Here is a 15,780-nt window from a genome sequence, read left to right as displayed (position 1 = left end):
GTTAACCGGTTGGTCGCTGGTTCGAATCCGGCCCGGGGAGCCAAATCTTTCAAAGACTTAGCTGGACTATCAAGCGGCCTCCAACAAGGCCTTTCGGCGCTGGGGCAACATTTGGGTCAACAATGACGTCACTTGCTGAGTCGTACGAGGTCATCGGCCGTATCCTAGCGAAGCTAATTCTTGGCGGACCGCGAAGGCAGGAACTCGAAGCCAAGGATGTTACGCCGGATGTGACCACAAAAAGAGCTACCACTTTGCCGACGTGGTCAGTTGGTTGCACGCTGAGAAACTTATCATAAGACAAGGCGCCTACGGAGGTGGCGGATATTTCGGCGTGCAGCTTACGTCCAAAGGTATCGCCGCCGTCGAACAAGGGACGTTTGACGGCGCTTCAGGGTCAATACGGCAGGCCGTTGAGGCAAAGCCGGAAGCGGCTCTCGGCGCGGAACGTACGGGAAAATAGGCTCGTTTGTTGGTGGCCTGCTCGGCGGTTTGCGCAATCAGCATCATAAAAAGGCCGCCACCTGAGGCAGCGGGCTAGGTAACGAACCGCTTACCGATCAGTGGCGACCGGCTGGAGCCTTTAGAAACTGCGCGACCGCTGCCGCGTCGTCAGCGCTATTATTGGCGCTGCAACCCCGTAGGATGGCGGCGGCAATCTGGAGCATGTCGGAACGGCTCCCTACCAGCTTCGACACTACGGCGTTCTCTGCGGCGCCATCATAGGAGCGCTGCGATACGAACAACGTCAGCCTGATATTATCGCCCAAGAATTGGAGAGGGGCAGAGCCCGTTACAAAGGTATCGGAAACGCAAAATGTTTCGACGGTTGGAATATGAGCGTTCATCACATCAGGTCCTCCAGCTTGCTAACGACCGGTGCCCCATCGGCCGCACATAAAGACTGTTAAGACATCGTACGCCTCCGCAGCACCTCCGATACAATCGATATTCCTGCTTATGGCGGTCCAGGTTGCCAAGCCCACGGACAAGATGCGCTTGTGCAATTATACTTCAAGTCCTCCTTTTGGGGGCGAAGGTGTATGGGGGGCCGAGCAATGAGTCAGATTTATTCCGACGGCACCCCGCCAACGGATTAGCCCAAGAACGTCAGAATGATCAGCATCAACGGGCTTGATCACATCAGTGTCGATCGAAGGACAAACGCACTTTATTGGGACGGTGAGAAACGATTGCCAAACAGGGGAGAGAAAATGCGCAGGGCGGCGATTTTACTAATTGTTTTGGTTCCCTTGGCCGGCTGCTCGAACAGCGAACCTCGATATGAGGTTTCACAGGGCTCGATCTCAACCTGGATGAACCCGGGGCAGTCGCAGCCGACAACCATCTTGCTTGACCGACAGACCGCCGAGACTTGGTACTTAATCCGAACGGCAACGGGTGAGGTCACATGGCTTCCGATGGAGCACGCCATAAAGTTCAAATAAAGAAAAAGCCCGCCACCGTGAGGCAGCGGGCTTGCGCTTGGCAAGAGCTCTGGCCATCATTGTCAACATGCCTGACCTGCTGCTCGACGGTTCTTTTGCAACGCCGACGTGCTTGCAGTTGGCGTTAATCGCCTACTTCAAGGTATTTGCCTTCATCGCCGTTTTTGTCGCCATTTTGATCGCGATCGTCTGCTTCAGCGGACTGACAGCACCAGGTGGCTTCAGATGGGATTGGGAGGCTATGAAAGCTGATCCGACCGTGAAACCAGCCCTGGTCATCAGCGGGATAGCGGCGCTCGCGACCATCGCGACGATCTCTGTATTTGGTCCATTGTCGCACCTGCGTATAAGAATGATCGCCACTGACAGCGCATTCATTGAAACGGGTTGCCACATCGGCACACGATATGTCGAATCCCTCGACCGCAGAAACACGACGATTTCGTTTGTCCTGCACGGCGGCAAAATGCTTCGGTTCACGCAGAAGGGGCAGCGCTGGCTTTACGTGCCGATAGAGTCAAATCCGAATTTCGGCAATCTGGTCACGATCGCACCGATGGCAATGAGCGAGTACCGGGAATATCTGGCTTCGAAGAATAAACCTACAACTTGACCCTGCCGGCATCCACAGCCTCGATCTTATCCTTGGTGGTCAGCACCGTGCGCCAATGCGGCTTCTCGAACACGCTCACGACGTAGGTGGTCGCAGGCTTTTCAGGCATCGCTAAAGTACAGCCTGCCCGCCATGGGCGTCTAGCGGCAAGCTGGGCATTCCGCGATCACGCCATAACTCCGACCGTCCGAATAGGCCATGTGTGCGGGGCGGCGGACCTGACGGTTCGTCTGGCCGGCGCTTGCCCTAAGCCCACCCCCGCCCAACTGGCGCCGGCCATTTTCATTTTATTGCGTAGCCAAGTAAAGCCGCTGCTCCATTCACGGCAGCAGCGGGCCGCCCATGGTGCGACCGCGGCGGACCTGATGCGGCTCTGGCTAGACCTGTGCCTCGTTATCTCTCCAAGGCGTGGCGCCGGCCGCAACGTTTGGCGCTTCACCTTCGGCGTGATCCCTTCTCGCCGCATTTGGCGTCGCTTTTGCAAATAGAACGATGGGGCCTTGCGCGGGCGGCCGAAAGCTATGTGAGCTATGTCATAGTCTGTTGCAGGGTATCTTCATTAGCGTAGTTGCATATCTTGCTACATGGGAGGAAAGCGGTGGCTCGTCCCCAACGCGACATCGACGGTTATCTGACCAGCTACGGCGGGCTCTCGGGAACCCGCGTGGAAGTGTTTGAGGCCGACGGCGAGTGGTTCGTGCGTGTTGTCGAGCACGACGAAGAGCGCACCTACGCTTTTGCGCTGAAATCATTCGCCCTGGCATTCGCGGAAAGCCAGAGGAATCACATCAAGCCCCCGACGGTCGTGCGGCTGGAGCGCAACCCATCGCTCCTATTCACACATGACCGGTTCACGGCGGTGAACGATCGATTCTAAGATGCCGGGAGACGCGGGAGGCGTCCGCGCCTCCCCTGCCATTTTGCAATGCGTACCGAGCGCCTCGCCCTTCATTGACAACGGGGCAGCGGAGTCCCGCCCCATCGACAGAGACGAGTTCGGCGAAGGCGACGATCGAAGCGGCACCTTTCCGCAATCGAACTATTCCTCGATATTTTAGAATCAGCTAATTTTATTCGGTGGCAGGACCCCAACCCTGCCAAGGCCGGCGCTCGATGGAGCCACCCTGACCCGAGGGCGTCGGCCGCACCCTGCTGGGCGGAAGCGGGTCAGCCCTATATTCCCGAACCTCGGTACTGTGCGGCCTCCATCCACAATGCGAGCGCAAGGGCAGGAGTACGACCCTTCACCTCATATTCACGGCCCCGATACGTTCCTGCCGCAATCCAGACAGTCTTTGATCGTTGGTAGATCGTAATCCCCCTTTCGCCCGCCCAATTGCACAGTTCTTCATTACTTCGATGCATTAGCCCAGCCATTTCCCCTTCAGGGATGTGGAAGCAATTATCGTGCCGGAGGTGCACTGGCTAAACGTACAGCTGCCCGCCACTCATCGGCGCGCCGCATGCGGCCGGCGCTTAACGATTCTTCTCGCCGTTTGGATTTGGAACCGGCGCCTCTCGCACATCTCGCGGTGGCGGATCGACATGTTTAGGCTCTGGCGGTGCTTCCTTGTCACGACGACGGACGGGTGCCTTTTCGTGGTCGGGCTTCGGTGGCGGATCCTTGACTTGGCTTGGCATATCTATTTCCTCCCATCCCTCGAAACCGGATCGCAGCCCTTTTGTTCCCGGCCAAGAGGCCGACATCGAGGCAGCGGGTCGTATCGCCAACTTGACGACTTGATCCGTCGGTGGTCTTGCGTTCAGGACCAGCGTGGGACCAGCCCGCTGCCGGGACTTTGGGGGGGTGGCAGCGGGCTGTCGGGTGTGGGAACCCAGGGAGCAGCGAAGGGCTGAATGAATTCGCTGCTCTCGGTCAGCCTATGGGACTAGGCTCAGATGCGCGACTTACGGATTCGTAAGCAAGTCGGGACGAGGTTTGGGGGATACATGATCGCTACGATGTTCCGCTGGGGCGTGATCCTGGGCGTCATCGGCTTTGTCGGCGGGTTCGTTGGACCGCTCATCTTCACGCCCGAGGCCAACCAGGGACCGCTGCTCGGCATCTTCATTACCGGGCCACTCGGGTTCGTTCTCGGCTTGGTGGTCGGGCTGATACTTTCATTGCGGCGACGTCGCTACTGACATTCGTTCAAGCGCGCCTGCTGAGGCGAAGCTCGCCTTGGCGATGCTATCCGCGCCCGTCCGACCGGGCCTGTTATTGTATTGGTTAAGGCGCATATTGATCCGGCAGGAACACAAGGTGCTGCCTTCCGATCAGCGCTGTTTCCTGGGCCACCTTTGCAAGATTTGCCGAGGTTCGAACTGTCGGCTCATTCCCCAAGCTTACCTGTCACACTCCCGGCGGTCTTGCTGCCTCGGGCGAAAGATAGGCCCGCTGCGCGAGCAACGGGCCATCAACTTCGGCAGTGACAAATTGACCGATAGCGCGTCGGCATTGGGCGGTGGACCTAGTGTCCCCTATCACCCGGCTTGTGGCCCGCATCGCGCGTGTCGGCCATGGTCAGACTTGTCGTGATTCCGACGGCGGTGGAGCAGAGGACGACGATAGCCAGAACCCTAGATATTGCACGTAGCATCTTACCCTCCTGTTCGCCGAAACCGGCCTATCCGGCGTCGGGAACGCCGGAATTATATCTGCCTTTCACAAGGAGAGTGACGATGCTCGGATACCTCAATCGGCTAGCCTGGCATGTTCTTTCGAGCGAGCTCGTTTGCTCCTGCTGTTCTGATCGAGATGCCTTGCGGCGCGCGGTTTGCTTTGCCCCAACGGATGGCGACAGTTCCGACCAGCAGCCTCCAGCTTCCGCGATCACGCCATAACCCCGACCGTCCGAATAGGCCATGTGTGCGGGGCGGCGGACCTGACGGTTCGTCTGGCCGGTGTCACGTTGTCTCTCCAAGACGCGGCGCCGGCCTACCGCGGCTTCCTGCAGCGGGGCAAAACGCCACTCCGTTCGTCGCGCGGCCGGCACCGGCCACCTACCCCTGTCATCGACCCACCCAATTTAAGTCAGCGCGCCGTGCTTGAAAGCGCAGCGATCTCTGTTACTTGCGGCGTGGGGTTAGTGCGTTTGGCTTGGGTAAGAAAAATTGGCAACGGCTTTAGTGAATGCGGAATGCCCGCACTGTCATGGCAGCGGCAGGGTTTTCGACTGCTCCAGATGGGATGCGTCAAAGGGGCATTGCTGCCCGCAAGGCACCCATCAGACCGGTTGCCCAGGAGAGACGCTCGCCTGTTCTGGATGTGCCGGCCTGGGGACGCTCGCAGAACCCAGGCTCAGTGCCGCGGCATAGCCCACGATCGGACAGCGGCAATCACGGAACAACCCGGCCCCCGGCGCGGCCGGACGAAGGACGCGGGCCGGCAGGCTTCTCGCCAAAGACCCTACCTTGCACGCGGAGGGCCGCCGCGCGATGCTGACACTGCGCTGGAGCGAATCATGCGAAAAATTCTGATGTCTGGGCTGCTGCTCGCGGCCGTCTTTTCCGCAAACCCGGTTTGGGCACTGGACAGCAGCGGCACACCGGTCGTCGTCACGCCGCTTGCGTCACGCACGACAACCGCTTCCGGCCAGCCGATCATCCTGCCGGGGAAAAACGTGCAGGTCCTGGTTTCGACCTATGACATCGCGCCGGGCGCCACCTTGCCGGTGCACAGGCATCCCTTTCCCCGCTACGCCTATGTCGAGGCCGGGACGCTGAAGGTCACCAATGTCGAGAGCGGCAACAGCAACACCTACAAGACGGGCGATTTCATCATCGAAATGATCGGACAGTGGCACCAGGCCACCAATATCGGCGACGGTCCGGTAAAGCTGCTGGTGATCGATCAGGTCGAGGAAGGCGCCAAGAATACGGAGTTGCGCCAATAGCGGCCTGCCTCACGGTCGCCGCCCGAAACCGATGTGCCGACGCAGCCCGTCCTTCGGGACGAACTGAAGCACACCGGCAAGGTGGAGAGCGATCATTCCGGTGAGCAGCACCGCCAGCGCCGCCCTGCCCCACTACCCCCAGGCGCCGACCATCTGTCGTGTCGTGGCGTTTAGCCGGTTGAAGGCGTTGATCAAGGCGATCTGGACGACCAGGGCGGCCAGCGCCTTTTCATCATAGTGCCGGGCGGCTTCGTCCCAGACATCGTCCGGCACCGCGTCCGGCCGGTCGGCGAGCCTTGTGCCGGCCTCGGCGAGCGCCAGGGCCGCCCGTTCGGCATCGGTGAAGTAGGGCGTCTCCCGCCATGCCGCGAGGGCAAAGATGCGCTCGTCCTTTTCGCCGGCCTTCTTCAGTTCGCGCGCATGCATGTCGACGCAGGCGCTGCAGCTGTTGATCTGGCTGGCGCGCAAATGGATGAGCTTGCGCGTCACATAAGGCACCTCAGCCGCCTCGGTCGACTTGTCCAGCGCCAGCAGGGCCTGCAGCGAGCCGGGAAAGAGCGCTACCGGATTTTTGATTCTTGCTTGCATATCTGCCTCCTTCTTGAAGCGTTTCGTCAGGGTGTGTTTTGCCAGACCCGGACGCCGAGCATCCGGGTTGAATTGTTGCGATCGCCAGTTACCCCGACTGATCTGTTTGAGAAAAAGCCCAGCGTCAGCTCTGCCTGGCGGCCACCTGTTCGAGCCGCTCGAGGATACGCGGCCACCCGCCCCCCATGCCGGCATATCCGCGTTCGTCGGCGGGCCGGAATCCCGACTGCTCCATCCGCACTCGGGTCGCCGCGCCCTCGGGAGTGAGCGACCATGTCACCACGGTTCTCAGCCCACTGTCCGATTCCGTCCCGTCGCCCCAGCTATAGGCAAGCAGGCGCGGCGCATCGACCCTCAGCACCACGCAATTCGTCACGCCGGACCAGCCTGGCACCGGTGTTGCCCGAAAGGTAAAGCGATGTCCCTCTTCCGCCACGAAGTCATTCTGCATCAGCCATTCGGCAACGAGATGAGGCACGGTCAATGCGCGCCATATCTTTTCGGCAGCGTGCGGGATCAGACGTTCGACGACAATCGATTTGGTTTCAGTCATGTCCACTCCTTGTCGATCGAGAACGACGCCGCGCTGCCCAGACGATCAATAACCCGTTGGCTATGGGTTGATCAATAACTCAACGGTTATAAGACTGTCAAGCCGGGAAATTTAGCCTGGCCCAAGTGGCGGCGCGCTGTTCGCGCTTTCGCGCCAACCGGCCCGATGCTAGGGCTGGCGCCGACATCATCGACTGGATCGCCCCTTGACCAAACAACCTCGCCTGCCGCTGATCGAAATCTGTGTCGAGGGCATCGATGGCCTTTTGGCAGCGCAGGCTGCCGGCGCCGACCGGGTCGAACTGTGCGCCAGCCTGGTCGAAGGCGGCATCACGCCGAGCCTCGGCACGGTACACGCCGCCCTCGACCAGGCGACCGTGCCGTTTCACGTCATGGTGCGGCCGCGCGGCGGCGATTTTCTCTACAGCGACGCCGAATATCGCTCGATGCTCGCCGATGTCGCCGCGCTGCGCGACCTCGGCGTGCCCGGTGTGGTGTTCGGTTGCCTGAACGCCGATGGCACCATCGACGAAGAGCGCATGAGCGAGTTGACGAAGGCCGCCGGGCCTCTGAACGTTACCTGCCACCGAGCCTTCGACATGACGCGCGATCCGGCCGAAGCGCTGGAAATGCTGATCCGCTGCAAGGTCGGCCGCGTGCTGACCAGCGGCCAGCGCGATACCGCCATCGAAGGCATCTCGCTGTTGGCGGATCTGGTGCGGCAGGCCGGCGACCGCATCGTTATCCTCGGATGTGGCGGGCTCGATCTTGGCAATATCGCCGAAGTGCGGAGGAAAACCGGACTGGCCGAAATGCATTTCGCCGCCCTCAAGGAGGTGTCGAGCGCCATGCATTACCGCAATCCCCACGTCGGCATGGGCGGCTCCGACCTCGACCGTGAGTATCGCAACACTCTGACCGACACACCGCTGGTGGCGGCGACGATCGCGGCGGCCAAGGCATGACCGCGACCCCTGCCGTGATCAGCCCTGTAGCGCCCGAAGACGAAGCGGCGATCCTGGCGCTCAACAACGAGCACGCAGCCGAACTGTCCTGGCTGGAGCCAGAGCGGCTGTCCTTCCTGCTCGGCGAGGCGTTCTATGCGCGCCGCATCGGCGACCTCGAAGCCTTCATCATGACCTTCGATCAGGACGCCGGCTACGACAGTCCCAATTTTCTGTGGTTTTGCGAACGCTATCCACGTTTTGTCTATGTCGATCGTGTTGTTGTCGCGGCGCAAGCGCGTGGCCGCGGCCATGCCCGCCGGCTCTACCAGGACCTGTTCGACCATGTCGCGGCCGCCGGTCACACGCTGGTCACCTGCGAGGTCAATATCGATCCGCCCAACCCGGCTTCCGATGCCTTTCACGCCGCCCTCGGCTTCGCCGAAGTCGGCGACGCCGTCATCCATGGCGGCAAGAAGGCGGTGCGCTACTATGTCAGGCAGATCCCCGCCTGATCCGCTGGCGCTGGCCACATAAAAAAGCCGCAGCTAATATGGGTGTTTCCGCCAACCGGAGGAAACCCGATGGCAAGCAATGTCTTCCGTTTCGACGAAAGCTGGCACATCCCCGAGGGCACGCCACTGGAAGTGTGGGAGGTGCTCTCGGATGCCGAACTGCTGCCGCTCTGGTGGGGTGACGTCTACAAGGAAGTGGTGCCGCTGGACAGGAGAGGCAAGGCGACCATCGGTTCGCGCGCAAGGGCACGGGCTCGCGGCGCCCTGCCCTATGAGCTGAATTTCATCATCGAGGCCGCGGAGCTCGAACCAGGCCGGCTGGTGGTGGTTAAGACCCATGGCGATTTCGACGGGCTGTGGCGGGCCGAATTGTCGCCGTCGGGCACCGGCACCCATGTCCAGCTGACCTGGCAGGTCACGGTCGAGAGACCTATCCTCAAATTCCTCGCACCGCTGCTGCGGCCGGCCTTCGCCTGGAACCACCGCTGGACGACGCCGCGCGGCGAAGCCGGCCTGCGGCGCTATCTTAGGGCGCGGAAAAACAGCGCCTCGGCCTGACGATGCCGGCGGTCTTCACCAATTGCGGTTGAGCCATTCGCGTGCCGGCCGCTCGACGACGTAGTAGCTGCAGAGCGCGCAGGCAAAGACCCCGGCCAGCATCGGCCATGGGTTGCTGCCTTGCTCATAGACGAATTTGTAGAACGGCTGCTGCCACAGATACAGCGAATACGACCACAGCCCCAGCATCGTCATCGGCGATGAGGACAGCAATCCGGTCAGATAGCCGGTGTTGAAATCGAGCGCGTTGACGGCGAGCGCCAGCAGCGGCACCGCCACGAGATAGTGGATCGGCGTCGGCACCGGATCGAGGAAAAGCACAATCGCGCCGACCGTTGCCGCCAGCGCCACGTGCGTGCCCCTGAACACCGCCGGCAGCCTGCCCTCGGCCTTGAGCAGGCAGATCGATGCCGACAGCAGGATCGACGCGATGTGCACGTCGGTGCGCCAGTAGGTGGTCTCGTAGTCCAGATCGAACACCCAGTACGAGATCGCGCCGTTCGCCATGGCAAGCAGGGCCAGTGTCACCAGCAGTGGGATCACGCGGTTGCGGCTGAAGACGAGCGCGCTGATCAGCGCCAGGATGATATAGGCGTGCTCCTCGACGCAGAGCGACCAGATATGGTCCAGCGCCCCGGCCCGAGTAACGAGAATGCCGGCATAATTGTAGGTGAATGTCAGCGCCGTCAGCGCCGCCTTCCATTTGAAGGCGATGAATGTGCCGGAGAGCGCAATCATGGCAACGATGACGAACACCAGCAGAGCCGGATAGATGCGCGAGAAGCGGCGCTTGAAGAATTTCTTCAGCGGGTAGTGTTCGATGAAAAGGATCTCGGCCATCAGCCGGCCGCTGAGTACGAAGAAGAACTCGACGCCCAGCACCCCGAGATTGATTCCGGGAACAGGGAAAAAATGGCCGATCAGCACCAGGGCTATCGACAGGCCGCGCCAGCCGTCGAGATAGGCCAATCTTGTCCTGGCCGATCTGTCGGTGACGGTTAGAGACCGAACCATATGGGTTGCGGAAATGTCGGACATTCCGATCCTTTCGCATTGGTCATGCGAAAGGGTACGGCGGTACGCTGTCCGAACCCGGCTCGCATTCCCGCCCCAAATCATATTGCAGTGCAATATCAATTTGTGCAAGTGCGAGATTGCTGCCACGGCAGTTTCAGGGGCAGCGAGCGGCCGGAACTGCTTGAAGCAAAGGAGGTTGGTGCGGCAACGATTCTTTCAGGAACTGGACGACTACAGCCCGCCACATACGAAAAGGGGCCGCGAAGGCCCCTTTCCATGTCGGCAACTACCAAGCGATTCCAGGGGAAAGTGTGAGACGGTTTTCCCGGGAAAAGCGCATAGCGCTTTCCCCTGGGAATTGCCTCAAGACAAAGAGAGGGAGCGGTTCGGCGTTTTCGTGAACGATGAACCGCTTTGTCGTCAGGCGTTGGCTGCCGCCACCGCGCGCTTGGCCATCACCGCGATCAGATTTGCGCGGTAGTCGGCCGAGGCGTGGATGTCGGTCATCAAATTCTTCGCCGGCACCTTGACGCCGTCGAGCGCGGCGGCCGCGAAATTCTTGGCGAGCGCTGCCTCGATCTCCTTCGAGCGGAAGACGCCGTCATCGCCGGCGCCGGTGACGGCAACGCTGACGCCGTCCTTGCCCTTGGCCACGAACACGCCGACGATCGCGTAGCGCGATGCCGGGTTGCGGAACTTCTCATAGGCCGCCTTGGCTGGCGCCGTGAAGGTGATGGCGGTGACGATTTCGCCGTCCTTCAAAGACGTCTCGAACAGGCCCTTGAAGAACTTGTCGGCGGCGATCTGGCGCTTGTTGGTGACGATGGTGGCGCCGAGCGCCAGCAGCGCCGCCGGATAGTCGGCCGCCGGATCGTTGTTGGCGATCGAGCCACCGATCGTTCCCCGGTGGCGCACCGCCGGATCGCCGATCAGCGACGCGAGATGGGCAAGCGCCGGACAGGCCTTCTTCAGCTTCTCGTCCCGGGCGACATCGTAATGCGTGGTGGCGGCGCCGATGGTGACAGTCTTGCCCGACACCTTGATGCCTTGCAGTTCCTTGATCCGCGACAGGTCGACAAGATCGGAAGGTGCTGCGAGCCGCGTCTTCATGGCCGGGATCAGCGTCATGCCGCCCGACAGCAGCTTGGCGTCGCCGGTCTTGACGAGCTTGGCGGCATCCGTGACCGAGGCGGCGCGGTGATAGTTGACCGAATACATGCTTCTTCCTCCTCAGTGTTTCGTCGTCGCGCGGATCGCTGCCCACACGGTGGACGGCGAAGCCGGCATGGCGAGATCGTTGCTGCCGATGGCGTCGGTGATGGCGTTGATCACCGCCGGCGGCGAGCCGATGGCGCCAGCCTCGCCACAACCCTTGATGCCGAGCGGATTGCCCGGGCACGGCGTGTTCGAGGTCGAGACCTTGAACGACGGCAGGTCGCCGGCGCGCGGCATGGTGTAGTCCATGTAGCTCGCGGTCAAAAGCTGGCCGCTATTGTCATAGTGGGCCCCCTCGAGCAGAGCCTGGCCGATGCCTTGCGCCAGCCCGCCATGCACCTGGCCTTCGACGATCATCGGGTTGATGATGTTGCCGAAATCGTCGGCGGCGACGAACTGGATGATCTCGGTGGTACCGGTTTCCGGGTCGACCTCGACCTCGCAAATGTAGCAGCCGGCCGGGAAGGTGAAGTTCGACGGATCGTAGAACGCCGTCTCCTTCAACCCGGGCTCCATCCCGCCCGGCAGATTGTGGGCGGTATAGGCGGCGAGCGCCATCTGGAACCACGGCACGTTCTTGTCGGTGCCGGCCACCTTCAGCGCGCCGTTCTCGATGACGATGTCACCCTCATCGGCCTCGAGCAGGTGGGCGGCAATCTTCTTGGCCTTGGCCTCGACCTTGTCGAGCGCCTTGACGATCGCCGACATGCCGACCGCGCCCGAGCGTGAACCATAGGTGCCCATGCCCATCTGCACCTTGTCGGTGTCGCCGTGAATGATCGAGACCGAATCGAGCGGCACACCAAAGCGCTCGTTGACCAGTTGCGCGAAGGTCGTTTCATGGCCCTGGCCGTGGCTGTGCGAACCGGTCAGAACCTCGATCGTGCCGACCGCGTTGACGCGAACCTCGGCACTTTCCCAAAGGCCGACACCGGCCCCGAGGCTGCCGACCGCCGCCGACGGCGCGATACCGCAGGCCTCGATGTAGCAGCTCATGCCGATGCCGCGCAGCAGCCCCTTCTTGGCGGCGGCGGCCTTGCGCTTGGCAAAGCCGGCATAGTCCGACGCCTTCATCGCGGCATCGAGAGAGGCCGCGTAGTCGCCGGCGTCATAGCACATGATGACCGGCGTCTGGTGCGGGAACGAGGTGATGAAGTTCTTGCGCCGCAGCTCCGCCGGCGAAACGCCGAACTGGCGCGCCGCGGTCTCCATCATGCGCTCCATGACGAAGGTCGCTTCCGGCCGCCCCGCCCCGCGATAGGCATCGACCGGCGCGGTGTTGGTGTAGATCGCCTTCACATTGGCGTGGATGGCCGGGATGTTGTACTGGCCCGACAGCAGCGTCGCGTAGAGATAGGTCGGCGTCGCCGACGAGAACAGCGACATGTAGGCGCCGAGATTGGCCTTGGTCTCGACCTTCAGGCCAAGAATCTTGTGGTCCTTGTCGAAAGCCATTTCAGCGTGGGTGTGATGGTCGCGGCCATGCGCGTCGGTGAGGAAGCTCTCGGTGCGGTCGGCCACCCATTTGACCGGCACGCCGGTCTTCTTCGACGCCCAAAGGCAGACGATCTCTTCGGGGTAGATGTAGATCTTCGAGCCGAAGCCGCCACCGACGTCCGGTGCTATGACGCGCAGCTTGTTTTCCGGCGCGACATTGTAGAAGGCGCTCATCACCAGCCGCGCGACATGCGGGTTCTGCGACGTCGTCCAGCAGGTGTAGTGGTCCTCCGCCTTGTCGTAATGACCAAGGGCGGCGCGCGGCTCCATGGCGTTGGGCACCAGGCGATTGTTGATGATGTCCATCTTGACGACATGAGCCGCCTTCTGGAAGGCTGCCGCCGTATCGTCGGCGTTGCCGATGTCCCAGTCGAAGATCAGGTTGTTGTCGGCCTCGGGATGGATCTGCGGCGCGCCCTTGTCCATCGCCTTCGAGGCGTCGACGACGGCCTTCAGCTCCTTGTAGGTGATCTCGACCGCCTCGGCCGCGTCACGCGCCTGCCCCTTGGTCTCGGCGACGACGATGACGACGGCATCGCCGACATACCGCACCTTGTCGAAGGCCAGCGGTGACCACGCCCCCATCTTCATCGGCGAGCCATCCTTGGAGTGGATCATCCAGCCGCAGATGAGGTTGCCGATACCGTCGGCCTTGAGCTCCTTGCCGGTCAGCACGCCAATGACGCCGGGCATGGCTTGTGCCTTTTTGACGTCGATCTTCTTGATCTGCGCATGCGCGTGCGGGCTGCGCACGAAGGCCGCATGCTTCATGCCGGGGACCACCATATCGTCGACATAGCGGCCGGCACCGGTGATGAACCTTTTGTCTTCCTTGCGCGCCACACGAGCGCCAACACCTTCAATACCCATCAGAAATTCCTCCCGAATTGCCGAAATAGCGAATAGTGAGTAGCGAATAGCAAGGGGCGGTTGGGATGGGTTGGCGCCTGGTCAGAGGAACTGACCGCGCTGATCCCTGTTCGCCATTCCCTATTCGCGTTTTCCCTAGGCAGCCTGTCTGGCTTTGCCCTTCGACGCCTTGGACATCGTCTTCGATGCGGCGAGGATCGCCTTCACGATGTTGTGGTAGCCGGTGCAGCGGCAGATATTGCCTTCGAGTTCGGCGCGCACCGTCGCCTCGTCGAGGCCTTCGGGGTGGCGGTTGATCATGTCGGTCGCCGTCATGATCATTCCCGGCGTGCAGAAGCCGCACTGGAGCCCATGATGCTCCTTGAACGCGGCCTGCACCGGATGCAGGTCGGCGCCATTGGCCAGGCCTTCGATCGTCACGATGGTCGAGCCGGAGGCCTGTACCGCGAGCATCGTGCACGACTTGACCGCCTTGCCGTCTACATGCACGACGCAGGTACCGCATTGCGAGGTGTCACAACCGACATGCGTGCCGGTAAGGCCGAGATTCTCCCTCAAGAAATGAACCAGCAGCGTTCGATCCTCGGCAACGCCGCTGACCCGCTTTCCGTTCACCATCAACGAAACGTCCGACATGAATCCTCCCTGGGTATAACCTTGGTCATCACGCTGCCGACGCGGTGTTGGCGCTTCGGCCATGCGTTATTCGTACACCGCATAACGTACAAAAAACAGCACGTCGAAAACTCGGCTCATTGTACTTTCGGTCATGGCCGGCAAAACGTGCAATCCGGTCGCCCCATTGCCAAAACGCCGATTGGAGACAACAATGCCATGCGACGCCCGCGCGCCCGACGCGCATAAAAACAGCGTCGGAGGAAATGCGGAGGACGCCGCTGGCCAGTTCAAGGACCCGCTATGCATGCGGTCTGTCGGTGCTCACCTCGGACGAGCCCGACCCGAACGCCTTTGCACGTGCGGTGGCCACTGAGGCCGCCGCCATCGATGCCGGCTTTGCCCTGTTGTTCTTTTCCCAAAGCCTGGTCGAGGCCAGCGCCCTTTCCCGGGCACTCAAGACCCATGCGCCGGCGCTCCACCACGCCGGTTGCTCGACCGCCGGCGAGATCACGCCGCAAGGCCTCGAGGACGGCCACGTGCTCGCCATGCTGCTTCCCTCCGCGTCATTCACCGCGGTCAGCACGATGGTCGACGATCTGTCCTCCTCGGGCATGGACAGGATCACCGGTGAGGTCGAGGCGCTGAGGCGCGCGTTGCGTGGGCGCGTCGGCCACGAGCAGACCAGGAACACGTTCGCGCTTTGCTTCATCGATGGGCTCTCCTATGCCGAGGAGGCGGTGAGTTCGGCCATCCACTGGGGTCTCGACGACATACCGCTGCTCGGCGGCTCGGCTGGCGATGACCTGAAATTCGAGACGACACGGCTGATCTCGAATGGCAGGGTCACCTCCGACAGCGCCATCATCGTGCTGATCGCCACGGAAATTCCCTTCCATGTCTTCAAGACCGACAATTTCGTTCCCACCGACGAAAAGCTGGTGGTGACGTCATCCGATCCCGATCACCGCATCGTGCGCGAGTTCAACGCCACCAACGCGGCGGAGGAATATGCCGCCTCTGTCGGTATCCTCCCGCAGACATTGACGCCGCTGAGCTTTGCCTCGCATCCGGTGGTGGTGAAGGTGGGCGGCGAATACTATTGCCGCTCCATTCAGAAGATGCACCCGGACGGCTCGCTGTCGTTCTTCTGCGCCATCGACGACGGCGTCGTGCTGTCGATCGCCCAGCCGATGGACATGGTCGAATCGACGCGCGCCGCGCTGCGTGATGTCGAGGAGAGGCTTGGCGGCATCGACATGATCCTCGGCTTCGACTGCGTGCTGCGCCGGCTGGACGCGCGCAACCGTCAGGTCTTCCGAGACATTTCGGAGCTCTACCGGGTCAACAATGTCATCGGCTTCGGCACCTATGGCGAACAGTACCGGTCCATGCATTTGAACCAGACTTTCACCGGCATCGCCTTTGGCGAACGCCAGGCGGCGGAATAAG

Annotated in this window: 15 protein-coding genes; 9 read left to right on the top strand and 6 right to left on the bottom strand. The window is 61.5% G+C overall.

Going from position 1 to position 15,780, the window contains the following annotated elements:
- Window positions 1–1,115 precede the first annotated feature (1,115 nt).
- From AC56QQ_RS16240 to AC56QQ_RS16220, 5 genes are all read left to right on the top strand, one after another.
- Window positions 1,116–1,448 carry a hypothetical protein gene (locus AC56QQ_RS16240; RefSeq protein ID WP_497128586.1) on the top strand — a complete coding sequence of 111 codons (333 nt, stop codon included), beginning with the start codon at window positions 1,116–1,118 and terminating at the stop codon, window positions 1,446–1,448.
- Window positions 1,449–1,485: 37 nt separating this feature from the next.
- Window positions 1,486–2,061 (top strand): nucleoside/nucleotide kinase family protein, encoded by a 576-nt coding sequence (locus tag AC56QQ_RS16235; protein ID WP_497128583.1) that lies wholly within the window; start codon window positions 1,486–1,488, stop codon window positions 2,059–2,061.
- A 598-nt stretch (window positions 2,062–2,659) separates the two neighbouring features.
- Complete coding sequence (locus AC56QQ_RS16230; RefSeq protein WP_497100921.1) at window positions 2,660–2,938, top strand: hypothetical protein; 279 nt, start codon at window positions 2,660–2,662, stop codon at window positions 2,936–2,938.
- A 1,073-nt stretch (window positions 2,939–4,011) separates the two neighbouring features.
- The gene (locus AC56QQ_RS16225; protein ID WP_497128580.1) at window positions 4,012–4,206 is read left to right on the top strand and encodes a hypothetical protein; all 195 of its coding nucleotides are present in this window, start codon (window positions 4,012–4,014) and stop codon (window positions 4,204–4,206) included.
- Window positions 4,207–5,525: 1,319 nt separating this feature from the next.
- Window positions 5,526–5,957: a cupin domain-containing protein gene (locus AC56QQ_RS16220; RefSeq protein WP_497128577.1), complete on the top strand. Its 432-nt coding sequence runs from the start codon at window positions 5,526–5,528 to the stop codon at window positions 5,955–5,957.
- 132 nt (window positions 5,958–6,089) lie between these two features.
- Here AC56QQ_RS16220 and AC56QQ_RS16215 read toward each other — a convergent pair whose 3' ends face one another.
- Entirely contained in the window at window positions 6,090–6,545 is a 456-nt protein-coding gene (locus tag AC56QQ_RS16215) for a carboxymuconolactone decarboxylase family protein (protein WP_497128575.1), read from the bottom strand.
- A gap of 124 nt (window positions 6,546–6,669) precedes the next feature.
- On the bottom strand, window positions 6,670–7,098 hold the full coding sequence (locus AC56QQ_RS16210; protein ID WP_497128573.1) for an SRPBCC family protein: 429 nt from the start codon (window positions 7,096–7,098) through the stop codon (window positions 6,670–6,672).
- A 205-nt stretch (window positions 7,099–7,303) separates the two neighbouring features.
- Here AC56QQ_RS16210 and AC56QQ_RS16205 point away from each other — a divergent pair, with 205 nt between their 5' ends.
- The 3 genes from AC56QQ_RS16205 to AC56QQ_RS16195 all read left to right on the top strand — a co-directional run bounded on the left by AC56QQ_RS16205 (window position 7,304) and on the right by AC56QQ_RS16195 (window position 9,114).
- The gene (locus AC56QQ_RS16205; protein ID WP_497128571.1) at window positions 7,304–8,062 is read left to right on the top strand and encodes a copper homeostasis protein CutC; all 759 of its coding nucleotides are present in this window, start codon (window positions 7,304–7,306) and stop codon (window positions 8,060–8,062) included.
- Window positions 8,059–8,556 carry a GNAT family N-acetyltransferase gene (locus AC56QQ_RS16200; RefSeq protein ID WP_497128569.1) on the top strand — a complete coding sequence of 166 codons (498 nt, stop codon included), beginning with the start codon at window positions 8,059–8,061 and terminating at the stop codon, window positions 8,554–8,556. The genes AC56QQ_RS16205 and AC56QQ_RS16200 overlap by 4 nt, the downstream gene beginning before the upstream one ends.
- Window positions 8,557–8,625: 69 nt before the next feature.
- Entirely contained in the window at window positions 8,626–9,114 is a 489-nt protein-coding gene (locus AC56QQ_RS16195) for an SRPBCC family protein (protein ID WP_497128567.1), read from the top strand.
- Between the two features lie 15 nt (window positions 9,115–9,129).
- Here AC56QQ_RS16195 and AC56QQ_RS16190 read toward each other — a convergent pair whose 3' ends face one another.
- The 4 genes from AC56QQ_RS16190 to AC56QQ_RS16175 form a co-directional block, all read right to left on the bottom strand.
- Window positions 9,130–10,152, bottom strand: a complete 1,023-nt coding sequence (locus AC56QQ_RS16190) for an acyltransferase family protein (RefSeq protein ID WP_497128565.1) — start codon at window positions 10,150–10,152, stop codon at window positions 9,130–9,132.
- A gap of 399 nt (window positions 10,153–10,551) precedes the next feature.
- Window positions 10,552–11,349: an FAD binding domain-containing protein gene (locus tag AC56QQ_RS16185; RefSeq protein ID WP_497128563.1), complete on the bottom strand. Its 798-nt coding sequence runs from the start codon at window positions 11,347–11,349 to the stop codon at window positions 10,552–10,554.
- Window positions 11,350–11,361: 12 nt separating this feature from the next.
- On the bottom strand, window positions 11,362–13,713 hold the full coding sequence (locus AC56QQ_RS16180) for a xanthine dehydrogenase family protein molybdopterin-binding subunit (protein WP_091575352.1): 2,352 nt from the start codon (window positions 13,711–13,713) through the stop codon (window positions 11,362–11,364).
- Between the two features lie 135 nt (window positions 13,714–13,848).
- Complete coding sequence (locus tag AC56QQ_RS16175) at window positions 13,849–14,349, bottom strand: (2Fe-2S)-binding protein (protein WP_489861859.1); 501 nt, start codon at window positions 14,347–14,349, stop codon at window positions 13,849–13,851.
- A 245-nt stretch (window positions 14,350–14,594) separates the two neighbouring features.
- On the opposite strand from AC56QQ_RS16175, the gene AC56QQ_RS16170 reads away from it, so the two are divergent.
- Complete coding sequence (locus tag AC56QQ_RS16170) at window positions 14,595–15,779, top strand: FIST N-terminal domain-containing protein (protein WP_489861860.1); 1,185 nt, start codon at window positions 14,595–14,597, stop codon at window positions 15,777–15,779.
- Window position 15,780: the final 1 nt, after the last annotated feature.

Source organism: Mesorhizobium sp. RCAM 05099 (assembly GCF_059683685.1).
The sequence above is the reverse complement of the archived record's forward strand: the minus strand, read 5'-3'. Positions and strand labels throughout refer to the sequence as shown.

Coding starts and splice junctions, on each gene's coding strand:
- AC56QQ_RS16190 (WP_497128565.1), bottom strand. CDS start 10,152: ATGTCCGACATTTCCGCAACCCATATGGTTCGGTCTCTAACCGTCACC.
- AC56QQ_RS16195 (WP_497128567.1), top strand. CDS start 8,626: ATGGCAAGCAATGTCTTCCGTTTCGACGAAAGCTGGCACATCCCCGAG.
- AC56QQ_RS16180 (WP_091575352.1), bottom strand. CDS start 13,713: ATGGGTATTGAAGGTGTTGGCGCTCGTGTGGCGCGCAAGGAAGACAAA.
- AC56QQ_RS16240 (WP_497128586.1), top strand. CDS start 1,116: ATGATCAGCATCAACGGGCTTGATCACATCAGTGTCGATCGAAGGACA.
- AC56QQ_RS16175 (WP_489861859.1), bottom strand. CDS start 14,349: ATGTCGGACGTTTCGTTGATGGTGAACGGAAAGCGGGTCAGCGGCGTT.
- AC56QQ_RS16220 (WP_497128577.1), top strand. CDS start 5,526: ATGCGAAAAATTCTGATGTCTGGGCTGCTGCTCGCGGCCGTCTTTTCC.
- AC56QQ_RS16185 (WP_497128563.1), bottom strand. CDS start 11,349: ATGTATTCGGTCAACTATCACCGCGCCGCCTCGGTCACGGATGCCGCC.
- AC56QQ_RS16170 (WP_489861860.1), top strand. CDS start 14,595: ATGCGGAGGACGCCGCTGGCCAGTTCAAGGACCCGCTATGCATGCGGT.
- AC56QQ_RS16215 (WP_497128575.1), bottom strand. CDS start 6,545: ATGCAAGCAAGAATCAAAAATCCGGTAGCGCTCTTTCCCGGCTCGCTG.
- AC56QQ_RS16210 (WP_497128573.1), bottom strand. CDS start 7,098: ATGACTGAAACCAAATCGATTGTCGTCGAACGTCTGATCCCGCACGCT.
- AC56QQ_RS16225 (WP_497128580.1), top strand. CDS start 4,012: ATGATCGCTACGATGTTCCGCTGGGGCGTGATCCTGGGCGTCATCGGC.
- AC56QQ_RS16200 (WP_497128569.1), top strand. CDS start 8,059: ATGACCGCGACCCCTGCCGTGATCAGCCCTGTAGCGCCCGAAGACGAA.